Below are 13,925 nucleotides of genomic sequence, written 5' to 3'. Positions count from 1 at the left end.
AAGTTCCTCATTGATGACACGGCTATGAACACACCAAATTTTATTTCGCCAGACGAAATTCGCGCAAAGTTTTCCATGGCGATGTCAGGCATGTATCGGGCAGAGGTTCCGCAATACGGTACCTTGCTCGAGCTGGTTGGAGATATCAATAGAAGCACGCTGGAAGATGATGTAGCTTTGAGGAAGGAATTGCTCCAGACGGGAGAACTCGACCGCATCGACGTCGAGCGGCACGGCGCCATTCGCCTGGGTACTGAACGCGAATTGGCAACAATGCGGCGAATCTTCAAAGTGATGGGCATGCATCCAGTCGGTTACTACGACTTGTCGGTCGCCGGGGTTCCCGTCCACGCCACCGCATTTCGGCCAATCGAGGATACCGCACTCCGCTTCAATCCATTCCGGGTTTTCACGTCGTTGCTGCGCCTTGAGCTGATCGAAAATGAAGAGCTGCGCGAAGAGGCGCGGCAGCTCCTGGTTGGGCGGGAAATCTTCACGCCAATGGCGCTCTCCTTGCTGGCTCAGGCAGAGAAAGAGGGGGGCTTGCATTGTGGTGATGCAGATCAGTTCATTGCGGAAGTTACCAAGACCTTCAGTTGGCATAGCGAAGCAACGGTCAGCTCAAGCACTTACCAAAAATTACTCGGCGCACACCGCTTGATAGCCGACGTCGTTTGCTTCAAGGGCCCACATATCAATCATTTGACGCCGCGCACCTTGGACATCGATGCCGCGCAGCTTGAAATGCCTCGCCGCGGCATCAAAGCAAAAGACCTCATCGAGGGGCCTCCTCGTCGGCGTTGCCCGATATTGCTGCGGCAAACAAGCTTTAAAGCGCTGGTGGAAGCCATTGCGTTCAAGGGTGATTCGGACGCCGGTACGCATACGGCACGATTTGGAGAGATCGAGCAGAGGGGCGTTGCCTTGACCCGCAAAGGACGCGCTTTATACGATCAACTTCTTGCCAAAGTGCGTTCCATGGATGGATCGGGCAACACGGCCACCGACTATGAGAGCCGCCTCCAGGCGGTGTTTTCCGATTTTCCGGACGACTACCAAACATTGCATACCGAGGAACTGGCATTTTTCAGATATGCGATTGTCGATGAAGAAGCTTTCGCTGCAGCCACCCGGGGAAACAATAATTTCAATCTTAAAGTCCTGATCAAGAAAAAAATCGTTGGCATACAGCCGATTATTTACGAAGATTTTCTCCCCGTCAGCGCCGCCGGGATTTTCCAATCCAATTTGGGTGGGAACGAGCAAAAAGACTATGTGGCAGATTCTGCACAGGGCGGTTTTGAACAAGCATTGCAGGCCCCGGTTCTTGATGAGTTCGTGATTTACGAGAAATCCCGACAGCTTTCATTGGATTCGCTGAAATTCCAATTTGAGAAGACGAAGTCTCTCTCGATCTAATTCTCACAAGAAGAACGCATGAAAAATACAAGCACAACCCCGGGGGCTGCCCCGGCGTCTCCGGGCATTCGCAACAAGAATCGTACTCGTGATGTCCTGGCGGCCAACTTCGGCACGTTTTTCGAGTGGTTCGACCTGTTGGTCTACGCGATGTTTGCCATCACCGTTGCCAAATTATTTTTCCCTACAGGTGATGAACAGACCGCACTGCTGTTGAGTCTGCTGACCTTCGGAAGCTCGTTTGTGGTCCGTCCCATTGGCGCAATTGTCCTGGGCGTTGTGGCGGACAAGCATGGGCGTCGCTTCACCTTGAGCCTGGCGTCATTCCTGATGTTGTGCGGCACTGCAATCATCGCATTTGTACCAACTTACGAAAGCATAGGTGTATTGGCGCCGGCAATCCTGGTGCTGGGACGAATGCTGCAAGGTTTTTCCGCCGGGGGCGAATTTGCTGCAGCCAATTCCTTCCTCACGGAGCAAGACCCAAAGCGAAGAGCATTTTTCGGTAGCATGCAATTTTCTGCCTCTGGTTTGGCAGTCCTCATGGCATCGCTTTTTGCCTACTGTATCAATCATTTTTTAACGCCTGAGCAAGTCGGATCCTGGGGATGGCGCGTTCCATTCATCTTTGGTTGCCTGATTGGGCCGGTCGGGCTTTATATACGCAACAAGGTGAGTGAAACATCCGAATTTGAAAGCCGCAAGGAAGTGCAGCAATCTCCGCTAAGCGAGGCGGTCAGATTTTACAAGGCGAAAATAATAGCGGGCGCAGTGATTGCCGGAATTGGTGGGCTTGCGAGCTTCATGAACATCTACATGCCCACCTTTGCAATCAATAATCTTGGCGTAAGCAAAGACGCGGCTTTCGTTTCGTCGATGATTAGCGGACTTCTTTGTTTTGTATTTCCGTTACTTGGGGGCATGGCGGCAGATCGCTTTGGTACAGTGAAAATGATGAAGTATTCCCTTGTATTTGGAATGATCTTGATCCTTCCGCTGTTTTACATGCTCACCCTGCTGCCAAGTTTTATCACTCTCGTGATATTCCAAACGACGCTGTCGATAGTGTTTTACAGTTTCTACTATTCGCCGGTTGGATCGCTGCTTTCACAACTCTTCCCTACCAGTTGCCGAACCACTGGCTCTTCGCTTTCCTACGTCATTTCCATGACCTTGTTTGGTGGAATGACGCCGGTTGTAGTCGGGCTTTTGGTAAAGCACACCGGCAGTATCATGTCTCCGGCGTACTACCTGATCGTGATCTCTGCGCTTGCGCTGATAGCACTGTTTGCGAGCAAAAATAACGTACGTTGATGCTTGACAGTGATTGAGGCAGTGTGAGCCGCCCCGTGAATCGCGGCGGCCATTTGGTTTTAGTCAGGCAGTAGCAGGCTGTACGGATTGACTACGCTGATAGTTCGCCTCAGCTTCGGCTGGATATAGCCCGTTCCTGCAATATCAGGCGCTGTTGGTACCGTAATGTGGTAATTCCGGTCTGGTACTGGGCAACGAGCTTGATAGCAGCGGCAACGCCGTGCCAAGATTGAACACACTGACCAATTGCGCCAGCTTGGCGGCCTGCTCCTGCATCGCCTGCGCCGCTGCCGCAGCTTGCTCCACCAGTGCGGCGTTTTGCTGGGTGCTTTCATCCATGAGGGTAATGGCGCGGTTGATCTCTTCGATACCGCTGCTTTGCTCCTGGCTGGCGGCACTGATTTCAGCGACGATATCGGTGACCCGCTTAACGCTATTGACCACTTCATCCATGGTGGAGCCGGCCTGCTCGACCAACTTGCTACCGGTGCCGACCTTATTAACCGAATCGTCGATAAGCAACTTGATTTCCTTGGCCGCTGCTGCCGAACGCTGCGCCAGACCGCGCACCTCCGACGCCACGACTGCGAAACCACGCCCCTGTTCGCCCGCGCGGGCAGCTTCCACAGCCGCATTCAAGGCAAGAATATTGGTCTGGAACGCAATCCCATCTATCACGCTAATGATATCGACGATTTTCTTGGAGGATTCGTTGATCGAAGCCATGGTCATGACGACCTGACTGACCACACTGCCGCCGGAAATCGCCACCGCCGAGGCCGACACTGCCAACTGACTGGCCTGGCGCGCGTTGTCGGCATTCTGTTTGACCGTCGATGTCAATTGTTCCATGGCCGATGCCGTTTCTTCGAGAGAACCGGCCTGCTGTTCGGTGCGAGAGGATAAATCGAGATTGCCACTCGAGATTTGGTTTGACGTCGTGGCAATAATATCGGTGCCGTTACGCACATTGCCGACGATATTGCGCAAACTATAGTTCATATCCTTGAGCGCTTGCAGCAACTGGCCGGCTTCGTCTGTGCTGTCGACTGCAATGTCGTCCGACAAGTCACCAGTAGCTACTCGCCGCGAAATACCGACTGCGGCATGGAGCGGGTGAGTGATGCTGGTGGTCAGGTACCAGGCGCTTGCCACGCCCAGCGTCAGCGCCAATGCTTCCAGCACCATCAAGAGATGGCTGCTTTGACTTGTCACGTTAACAATGCTGACACTAAGTTCATCAATGGCCTTACGTTGCAGTTGCAACAAGTCTTCAACCTGTTTTTGATAGACATTGGCTGCAGGCAGATAATTCTTGTCAAAGGCGGCCTCAATCACTGTCGGGTCGACATTGGCCTGACTTTTTGCTTGGAAAATACCATCGCGCGCACTCAGATAAATTTTGCGTTGCGCCACAATCTGTTCGAATAATTGCTTCTCTTCATCGCTGGCGAGCAACTCTTTGATATGTACCTGCAACTCTCCCGAGATCTTCGCCGCCTGATTGGTTTCTAGCTTGAAGAAAGCTGCTAATGCCGGATCGGTACTTTTGACTACCGCAGTGGTGCGACGAACGCTTGCATAAATGTAACGATACCAATCGCTGATCAAGCGTTCTTTGGTCAAGGGCTTCTCCATCATGGCCTGAGTCGCGCTAGCGATCGTGTGCAGCCTCCATACGGCGATGGCGGTGACTACCGTCGACAAGAGCATAATGGCGGCAAAACCCAGTCCCAGTCGCTTGCCAATTTTCATATTTCTGATCATGTTAAATTTTCTTCCCGACACCATTAAAAAACGAGCGTTTATTTCTATCCAGAAAACGTAAGGCGACACCAGTAGTTAAGACAGTCTTAACCCGATTTAAAATTGTGTCTGTTTTTTCGATTGCAGCAGAGCATCTTGATTTTTCACTACTGGTAGGCGACCTTTCTCTACAGTCGCAGGCTTTATTCTTCTGGTAGAAAAAATCCCATTTTTTTGTCGTCACAGTTTCTTGAGCAATGACTAGTTCAAGACTACTGCCCATTTTCTAATAACGCTTCTGGGTTCACGACATGCGTTGGATAGCCGTTCGCATAGGCAATAATCTGATCAAAAATATCGGTAAATTGGATTTCTAATTCATCACGCGATACATAGCCAATATGCGGCGTACAAATCACATTATCCATGTTGAGTAAAGGATTTTTAATGTCGAGCAAAGGCTCATCTTCAAATACATCCACGGCTGCCATTCCTGGGCGCCCTGCTTGTAGAGCCTGCACCAAGGCACCTGGGGCTATAAGTGCTGCACGACTGGTATTGACGATCATTGCAGTCGTCTTCATCCGGGCGAGATCTTCAGCAGTGACAATGCCGCGCGTTGCTTCATACAATCGCATATGCAAAGAAATGACGTCCGATGTTTCAAAGAAAACCTGCTTGCTTTCAGCAATTTCGTAGCCATCCGCTACTGCTTTCTTGCGTGATTCTGCCCGCGCCCATATCAACACTTTCATACCGAAGGCCTTACCATATCCTGCTACCACGCGCCCAATCCGGCCATAACCATAAATACCTAGGGTCTTCTCACGCAAAGTACTACCAGCACCGATTTGCCATTTTCCGGCCTTCAGAGCCCACATTTGCTGCGGAATCTGGCGCACACTCGCAAGCACTAAGCCCCACGTCATTTCTGCCGCAGCATAGTTAGGGGTATCAGCGTGCTGACTAGATGAGACGATCACGCCGAGTCGTGTGCAGGCAGCAATGTCGATGTGTGGGTATACGCTACGTTGGCTGATCAGTTTGAGATTTGGGAGGCGCGCTAATAATGTGGCCTGAATTTTTGTGCGTTCGCGATTCAATACCAGCACCTCAATATCTTGTAATCGTTCAGCTAGCACATCAACATCTTGTATATGGTCGTTCCAAATCGTGATGTCGTGGCCTGTTAATTTATTGAAACAGGGCAGCGTGCGTATGGTGTCGTGATAGTCATCAAGTATTGCAATTTTCATTGGCCTTCTCTTTCTAAGTGGGCACAGTAATAAAGACAGTTTTTAACTGCGTGTAAGCTGTGTCCATTTTTCTAAGGCTACCTCACGCATTCCTTATGCTGCGACTTTTCGACTATGGGTTTCTGGCATTCGAAAATAGACGAGAAGCGACACCGCTGCCCAGACGGTAACGTACCAATAAAAGTACTGTTCGTGACCGCTCGCCTTGAAACGCAACGCAACGAACTCCGTCGTGCCACCGAGGATCGCTGTCGTCAGCGCGTATGGCAAACCAACAGCGAGTGCACGAATTCGTACCGGAAACAGCTCTGTCTTCACGAGCATGTGAACCGAGGTAAAGCCACTCAGCATCACGAGTCCTGCGAACGACAGCAGAAACGCGACGAGCGGATCTTTCGTGTGGCTGAGCGCGGTGAACAATGGCACGGAGAACAACGTGCAGCACAAGCCGAAACAGATCAGCACCGGCCGCCGGCCGAAGATATCCGATGCGAGGCCGAAAAGCGGCTGCAGCGGCATATACAGCAGTAGCGCGCCGGCGGAGATCAGGGTTGATGTCTCCTTGCTCAGTCCGACCGAATTGACCAGATACTTCTGCATATACACCGTGTACGTATAGAAGCAGACGGTGCCGCCGACCGTGATGCCAATCGCTAACACGATCTGCCGCCAGTGCTTCAACATCTCTTGTGTGACTGACGGTCCCGCTTGCTGGGCGTTATGTTTGAAGGCCTCGGTTTCAGTGACGTTACGGCGCATGTACAGCGCAAACAACGCGAGCGCACCGCCAATGACGAACGGAATGCGCCAGCCCCAGCGTTCAATTTGTTCCGATGTGAAGAGCACATTCTGCATCACTAGCATCAACGCGAGCGCGACCAGTTGCCCCGCCACTACGCTGACCTGCAGAAAGCCAAGATAGAAACCGCGGCGGTGTGCTGGAGCGATCTCGCTCAGATAGGTCGCGCTGGTGCCGTATTCTCCTCCCATGCTCAAACCTTGCAGCAACCGCGCGAGAATCAGCACGATCGGCGCGAACACGCCGATCGTCGCATAGCCTGGCGTGACGGCGATCATCAGTGAGCCGACGCACATTGCCGTGACCGACCAGGTCAACGCCGATTTGCGGCCGCGCCGGTCCGCATACAGCCCGATCAGCCAACTGCCAAGCGGTCGCGCCAAATAACCGACCGCCGCGATCGCTGCGGTGTTCATCAACTGCACGGTCGGCTTGTCGCTTGGGAAGAACGATTTTGCGAAATAGATCGAGAAGATGCTGTACGCAAGAAAGTCATACCACTCAATCATATTACCGACCAAGCCGCCCACAATCGAACGGATGTGCAGCGGTGCAGCGGCATTTTTTGTGCTCCCGGAATTCCGATTGCTTGCGATAGCGGTCGCATTGATGCCGCGCGCGTCGCCTGGGTTGGGTGCTGTTGTCATCAAATCTCCTTGATTTTATTAGTGTGATTTTTATTGGCGTGATCAAGTGGCGTTGCCGCTCACTTGTCTTTTGCCGCGTATTCTCGATCAAGCCGATCGTACAAAGGCTTGTGGACGAGCCGTTGCCGTTCGCTGAACGGTGCGACCAATGAAGCATCTTCGTCGAGCTGGCCATTCGCGTGCAAAGTGCCGAGCGCTCGTTGCATGCCGAGCACTGCGCCTTGTAGTGCCGCGTTCGCATACAGCACGATCGCATAGCCGAGATTGCCGAGCGCTTCACGCGATTGCATCGGCGTCTTGCCGCCGATTACGATGTTAATCAACTGCGGCGCATCAATCAGTTTGGGTAAGCGCTCGATATCGGCGAGCGACTCGGTTGCTTCGATAAAGAGGATGTCGGCGCCGGCCTCGATGAATCGATGGCCACGCTCAATCGCGTCTTCGATCCCATGCACTGCGGCGGCATCGGTGCGGGCGATGATCAAAAGGTTGTGGTCTTCGCGCGCGTCGACCGCCGCGCGGATCTTGCCGAGCATTTCGCTCACCGCGATCACCTCCTTGCCAGCGAAATGACCACATTTTTTCGGCATCACCTGGTCTTCGAACTGGATCGCATCGGCGCCGCTACGCTCGAGCGTGCGCACCGTGTGGCGTACATTGAGCGCATTGCCGAAGCCGGTATCGGCATCGACTATCAACGGCAGCTCAACAGCGTCGCGGACCCGCGCAGTGTGCTCTGCAATTTCGTGTAAGCCAATAAAACCGAGATCGGGCAGGCCGAGTGACATATTGGTAACGCCAGCGCCCGTCAGATAGAGCGCTTCGAAGCCGGCGTCCTCGATGACCCGGCCACTCATGGCGTTGAATGCGCCGGGTACGAGCAGGCCCCGGCGTTCCTCGACCTTGGCGCGGAACGCAGCGCGGCGAGCAGTAGATAAAGTGGTCATGGGGTATGTCTCTGGGATAAGTGGCTATAAATCAGAAACCTATGCAGGAAGCGTGCCGATCATGATATTTTTTATTTCTCTCGAAAAATCAATGACTTATAGGGGCGGCGTAGTGAAGATGCTCATGTGGTAATGTTCCATCTATTAAGTGAAACGTTTCAAGAACGTTCCACTCGCCTTTGAGGATTTCATCATGTCAACATTCGCTTCGAACCCGAACCAGGACCGCCCAGGCATCGCGCTGGTCAGCATCAGCCGACTAAGAACACTCTGCGAAACTGTCATGCCCCGTTATGCAGAACGCGCGAAGTTCTTTTCGGTGCGCGAGGGCTATGGCACTGCCGTGACAGCGCTGCAGGCGCATGTCGATGCAGGAACGGTCGACGTCGTGCTCGCTGCCGGCTCAAACGGCGCATATCTGCGCGACAACCTGAATGTGCCGGTCGTGATGGTCAAGGTGAACGGTTTCGACGTGCTAGGCGCTATTACCCAGGCAATCGCAATGTGGCCAGGCGCGCCGATCGGCCTCGTTCTACACGAAACGGTATCGAGGGAACTGAGCGACCTCAGCGCGTGGTTGAACGTCGCATTGAAACAGCGCGCATACCGTTCGATTGACGAGGTCCGCGTGGCCGTCGACACGCTCGTGGCTGAGGGCTGCACAGTTATCATTGGTCCTGGCATGGCATGCGATCTTGCGCAACAAGCCGGACTGCAGAGCGTGTTTCTATATTCGCTCGGCGCCGTCGAAGAAGCGTTCGAGCGCTCCATCGAACTGGCACGCATGAGTCGTCAAAAGGAGTCGAAGCGCGTGCGGCTCAATACAATCGTAGCGCATCTGCGCGACGGCGTCGCCGCCTTCGATGACTCCGGCCAGCTAGAAGCAGTCAATCCGGCGATGATCGATCTGCTTGGACTTGACCGCGCGCGCGATCTGCCATCGCAACTAGCGAGAGTAGTCGGCCCACTGCTACGCGAAACGTTAGCCACCGACATGCCTATCGACGAGCGCATCGAGCAGATCGACGGTCGTGAGTTGATCGTTAATTGTGTACCTATCATCGAGCGCGGCTTACGCTCCGGGTCGGTGGTCACAGTGCAAGACGCGCTGGTTGCGCAGCGCATTGAGCGCTCGCTGCGCACCAGCCAGCGGCCGAAACATCTGGTGGCGCGGCACGACCTGGCCGATCTGATCGGGGCGTCGCCGGCGCTCGAGCGGGTGCGTAGTCTTGCGCGGGCTGGCGCCGCACACGACGCCACAGTGCTGCTCACCGGTGAAAGCGGCACTGGTAAAGAGCTGGTCGCACAGGGTATTCATAATGCGAGCCGCCGGCGCGGCAACCCATTCGTTGCGTTCAATTGCGCGGCGTTGCCGGAAGGGTTGATCGAAAGTGAGCTGTTCGGCCATGAGGAAGGCGCGTTCACCGGCGCGCGGCGTGGCGGCAAACCAGGGCTCTTCGAAATCGCGCATACGGGGACGATTTTTCTCGATGAAATCGGCGAAATGCCAGCGGCATCGCAAAGCCGGCTATTGCGCGTGCTGCAGGAGCGCGAAGTGATGAAACTCGGCTCTGGGCGCGCGACGCCGATCGACGTTCGCGTGATCGCCGCGACGCATCGCGACCTGCATGCGCTGGTCGAACAGGGGCTGTTTCGCGCCGATCTGTATTTTCGGCTCAATTTGTTGCAAATAGAGCTGCCGCCGTTGCGCGAGCGGCGCGGGGACATACCGGAACTGGCGCAGCACCTGCTCTCGCGCAGCGCAACAAAATACGAGTTACCCTACATGGCTACGGAGCGCGTGCGGGAATTCCTGACGCCACTGTTCGAACATTACGCGTGGCCAGGCAACGTGCGGGAGCTTGATAACCTGATAGTACGCGCGGCAATTTATCTGGGCGATACGGCTAGCGGCGCGTGGCAAGAGCACCGGGATGTTTTTCCTGAGTTTGAGCGCATGCATGTATCGCCGGCCTCGACGGTCAGAGGCGATGTCGTCGGCTTGCAGCCGGCGGTCGTAACCCGCGACGAGATACTACGCGCCCTGGAACAGAACGGCGACAACCGGGCCGCGGCGAGCCGTGCGCTTGGGATCGGCCGCACCACGCTTTGGAGACTAATGAAGAAGTGAGATGTACTGCCAATCACGGATGGGTGACTGGTGCGATTCACGCAACCATACACTGAAGCATAGGGTTTGAAGTCGTCAACAGAACATATTCCAAACGTCCACGGAATAATCCGGCAGAAATAAGTACCGCGCTCAGTCCCTATCGAGCTGATCTATTTGGTGTCGCTGTGGAGCCGATCTACAACTGGTATTGGCTGGTCGATGGCTTGGTGGAAACAGGTTATGATAAAACGGCAACAAAAAAGCCGCTGACCCTTTCGGATCAACGGCTTACAGTGTCTTTGGTGGTGATAGGTGGACTTGAACCACCGACCCCAGCATTATGAGTGCTGTGCTCTAACCAACTGAGCTATATCACCAAAAGCAAGCCCGTGATTATGCTGGCCGGCTTTCAGTCTGTCAAGAAAAACTGTACTTCCGGGGTTGCCTTTCTATCCACATGTCATCGCATCCCTCAGCCGGACTGGGCCGCGAGCGCCTTGCGGACGTGTTCCATCACGATCTGCGTGGCGTCGGATGCATTGCAGTCGACCACCACGCGGTCCGGCGTCGAGCGCAGCCAGGTGATCTGGCGTTTGGCCAGTTGTCGGGTGGCAATGATGCCGCGTTCGCGCATCTCGGCGTAGTCGTATTGGCCGTCGAGGTATTCCCAGACCTGGCGGTAGCCGACGCAGCGCATCGACGGCAGGCCCAGGTGCAGGTCGCCGCGGGCGCGCAGCTTGCGGACTTCTTCCAGCAAGCCGTCATTCTCCAGCATCAAGTCGAAGCGGCGCGCGATGCGTTCGTGCAGCACGGCGCGGTCGGACGGTTCCAGCGCCAGCGGCAGCAGGGTGAAGGGCAGCGCTTCGGCGTCTTTTTGCGCGAGCAGCGCCGACATCGGCTGGCCGGTCAGTGCGATGATTTCCAGCGCGCGCTGGATGCGCTGGCTGTCGTTGGGTTTGAGGCGGGCGGCGGTGGCCGGGTCGAGCGCGGCCAGGCGCGCGTGCTGGGCCGGCACGCCGTCGCGCGCGGCTTCTTCGTCGAGGCGGGCGCGCACGGCGGGATCGGCTTCGGGCAGGTCGTCGAGACCGTCGCGCAGGACCTTGAAATACAGCATGGTGCCGCCGACCAGCAGCGGCAGCTTGCCGCGCGCGCGGATCTCCTGCGCCAGGCGCAGGGCGTCGTTGCGGAACTGCATGGCCGAGTAGGCTTCGGTCGGGTCGAGGATGTCGATCAGGTGGTGCGGCACGCCGGCGAGTTCTTCTGCGCTCGGTTTGGCGGTGCCGATGTCCATGTCGCGATAGACCAGCGCCGAGTCGACCGAGATGATTTCGCAGGGGATGTACCTGGCGATTTCCAGCGCCGCTGCGGTCTTGCCGGAGGCGGTCGGTCCCATGATGGCGACCGCCAGTGGTGTTGCGGTCATCTTATTGGCCGCGCAGGAAGAGTTTGTCCAGGTCGGACAGGGCCAGTTGGCTCCAGGTCGGACGGCCATGGTTGCACTGGTCGGCGCGCTCGGTGGCTTCCATCTGGCGCAGCAGGGCATTCATTTCAGGCACGGTGAGGCTGCGGTTGGCGCGCACGGCGGTGTGGCAGGCCAGCGTGCCGAGCAGTTCGTTGCGGCGCTCGAGCAGCACGCGCGAGCCGCCGAATTCGCGCACGTCGCGCAGCACGTCGCGCGCCAGCGTCTGGGCGTCGGCGTTCTTGAGGAGCGCCGGGACGGCGCGCACCGCCAGCGTGGTCGGCGACATCGCGGCGATGTCGAAGCCGAGCGCGCTCAGGGTTTCCTGATGTTCTTCGACGGTGCCGACTTCGATCGCGTCGGCGTAGAAGGTCACGGGGATCAGCAGCGGCTGCACGAACATGGCGTTGTCGTCGAGCGCGTTTTTGAGTTGCTCGTACAGGATGCGTTCATGGGCGGCGTGCATGTCGACCACCACCAGGCCCTTGCTGTTTTGCGCCAGCACGTAGATGCCGTGCAGTTGCGCCAGCGCGAAGCCGAGCGGGAAGTCGTCGGCGGGCAGCGATTGCGCGCCGGCTGCGGCAATCTGCGCGGTGAAGGCGCTGACGCCATTGATGCCATTGGCGCCGTTGGTGGCATCGGCGCCGGGCGTCGATTCCATCGCCAGATCGGTTTGCACGCTGGGGCGGAAAAACGCGCCGTAGTCGGCGGTGTTTTGCGCGACGCCGACATTGCCGCCGCCGGAGAAGTTCGGCCGCAATGGCGCGCCGAATGCCGTCTGCTGTTGGTCGCGCATCCACGGCAACGGGCCGCTGCCGGCAGCTTGCGGCGCAGGCGCATTACCGAAGGAAGTGGCCGAGGTCTGCGCCAGCGCGCGGCTGACGGCGTGGAACACGAATTGATGCACGCTGCGGCTGTCGCGAAAGCGCACCTCGATCTTGGACGGGTGCACATTGACGTCGACCAGCGACGGGTCCAGATCCAGCGACAGCGCATACGACGGATAGCGGTCGCCGTGCAGCACGTCCTGATAGGCGGCGCGCACGGCGTGGGTCAGCAGCTTGTCGCGCACGAAGCGGCCGTTGACGTAGAAATACTGGCTGTCGGCGCGCGCCTTGGAGGCGGTCGGCAGGCCGACGAAACCGTGCAGGCGCAGCGGTCCGGCGGCTTCGTCCAGCGGCAGGCGCGCATTGGCGAATTCGTCGCCGAGGATGTGCGCGCTGCGCTTGGCGAATTCGCCGACGTTCCAGTGATCGACGGTCTTGCCGTTGTGCGTCAGCGAAAACGTTACGTCGGGGCGCGCCAGCGCAATGCGGCGCACGACTTCGGCGCAGTGGCCGTATTCGGTCTGTTCGGACTTCAGGAACTTGCGTCGCGCCGGCGTATTGAAATACAGGTCTTGCACGTCGATGGTGGTGCCGGGCGCGCCGGAGGCGGGGACGACGTTGCCGTCTTGCGAGCCGGTGATTTCCCAGGCGTGGGTGGCGTCGGCGGTGCGGGTGGTCAGCGTCAGTTGCGCGACCGAGGCGATCGAGGCCAGCGCTTCGCCGCGAAAACCGAGCGTGCCGACGTTTTCCAGGTCAGTCAGCGAGGCGATCTTGGAGGTGGCGTGACGCGCCAGCGCCAGCGGCATCTGGTCGGGCGCAATGCCGCGGCCGTTGTCGGTGATGGCGATGCGTTTGACGCCGCCTTGCTCGAGCCGCACGGTGATCTGCGTGGCGCCGGCGTCGAGGGCGTTTTCCAGCAATTCCTTGACGACGGCGGAGGGGCGTTCGATCACCTCGCCCGCGGCGATCTGCGAGATCAACTGGTCGGGCAGGGCCTGGATGGGGCGAAGAGGGCGGTTGTTGCGGTCTGGTGCGTTCATCCGGCGATTATACCGCCAGCCAAGGCGGGGATTTTCTTGGTCCAGATGGGAGGTCGAGACGGCGCGGCTGCAAACGCTGGCGCACGACCGCAACTACAACGGCTTCATTGACGACATGTTCGTGGCGGTTGATGACGCGACGTATCTGTGTGCGGCCTGATTCAATCAAATTTCCACGCGTTAATTTCATACGAAGGCAATCTCAGGCTTCACATTCAACGGTGCGCCCTATCAATTCCAAGGGTACATAGTATCGGTGAGGTGCGTTGCCGACGGATATCATGAAAGACTGGTCCAATCTCTACGCAACACGATCAGCACTTCCGTTTGCGATTCCAGATAGAACTTGGCTAGCGAT

The 13,925-nt window shown here is 56.8% G+C and carries 9 protein-coding genes and 1 tRNA gene; 3 read left to right on the top strand and 7 right to left on the bottom strand.

The annotated features are described in order from the left end of the window. The first annotated feature begins 24 nt into the window (after positions 1-24). Both RV1423_RS09635 and RV1423_RS09630 read left to right on the top strand, forming a co-directional pair. The gene (locus RV1423_RS09635) at positions 25-1,419 is read left to right on the top strand and encodes a VOC family protein (protein ID WP_034295833.1); all 1,395 of its coding nucleotides are present in this window, start codon (positions 25-27) and stop codon (positions 1,417-1,419) included. 18 nt (positions 1,420-1,437) lie between these two features. Then, on the top strand, positions 1,438-2,733 hold the full coding sequence (locus RV1423_RS09630; protein ID WP_051516587.1) for an MFS transporter: 1,296 nt from the start codon (positions 1,438-1,440) through the stop codon (positions 2,731-2,733). 144 nt (positions 2,734-2,877) lie between these two features. Here RV1423_RS09630 and RV1423_RS09625 read toward each other — a convergent pair whose 3' ends face one another. The 4 genes from RV1423_RS09625 to RV1423_RS09610 all read right to left on the bottom strand — a co-directional run bounded on the left by RV1423_RS09625 (position 2,878) and on the right by RV1423_RS09610 (position 8,128). After that, positions 2,878-4,500, bottom strand: a complete 1,623-nt coding sequence (locus tag RV1423_RS09625; RefSeq protein WP_231502141.1) for a methyl-accepting chemotaxis protein — start codon at positions 4,498-4,500, stop codon at positions 2,878-2,880. A 251-nt stretch (positions 4,501-4,751) separates the two neighbouring features. Continuing rightward, positions 4,752-5,735: a D-2-hydroxyacid dehydrogenase family protein gene (locus RV1423_RS09620; RefSeq protein WP_034295831.1), complete on the bottom strand. Its 984-nt coding sequence runs from the start codon at positions 5,733-5,735 to the stop codon at positions 4,752-4,754. Between the two features lie 93 nt (positions 5,736-5,828). Then, entirely contained in the window at positions 5,829-7,181 is a 1,353-nt protein-coding gene (locus RV1423_RS09615) for an MFS transporter (protein WP_081768761.1), read from the bottom strand. A gap of 59 nt (positions 7,182-7,240) precedes the next feature. Beyond that, positions 7,241-8,128, bottom strand: coding sequence for an oxaloacetate decarboxylase (locus tag RV1423_RS09610; protein WP_034295829.1), 888 nt, complete (start codon positions 8,126-8,128; stop codon positions 7,241-7,243). 193 nt (positions 8,129-8,321) lie between these two features. On the opposite strand from RV1423_RS09610, the gene prpR reads away from it, so the two are divergent. Next, complete coding sequence (gene prpR, locus RV1423_RS09605; RefSeq protein ID WP_034296059.1) at positions 8,322-10,259, top strand: propionate catabolism operon regulatory protein PrpR; 1,938 nt, start codon at positions 8,322-8,324, stop codon at positions 10,257-10,259. Positions 10,260-10,541: 282 nt separating this feature from the next. On the opposite strand, the gene RV1423_RS09600 is transcribed toward prpR, so the two are convergent. From RV1423_RS09600 to mutL, 3 genes are all read right to left on the bottom strand, one after another. Continuing rightward, a tRNA-Met gene (locus tag RV1423_RS09600) sits at positions 10,542-10,618 on the bottom strand. Between the two features lie 95 nt (positions 10,619-10,713). After that, positions 10,714-11,664, bottom strand: a complete 951-nt coding sequence (miaA, locus tag RV1423_RS09595; RefSeq protein WP_034295827.1) for a tRNA (adenosine(37)-N6)-dimethylallyltransferase MiaA — start codon at positions 11,662-11,664, stop codon at positions 10,714-10,716. A 1-nt stretch (position 11,665) separates the two neighbouring features. Beyond that, positions 11,666-13,567, bottom strand: coding sequence for a DNA mismatch repair endonuclease MutL (gene mutL, locus RV1423_RS09590; RefSeq protein WP_155835065.1), 1,902 nt, complete (start codon positions 13,565-13,567; stop codon positions 11,666-11,668). Positions 13,568-13,925 lie beyond the last annotated feature (358 nt).

This window comes from Herbaspirillum sp. RV1423 (assembly GCF_000577615.1).
Lineage (GTDB): Bacteria > Pseudomonadota > Gammaproteobacteria > Burkholderiales > Burkholderiaceae_D > Herbaspirillum.
Note: the sequence above shows the minus strand (reverse complement) of the source record. Positions and strands in the feature narration are given on the sequence as shown.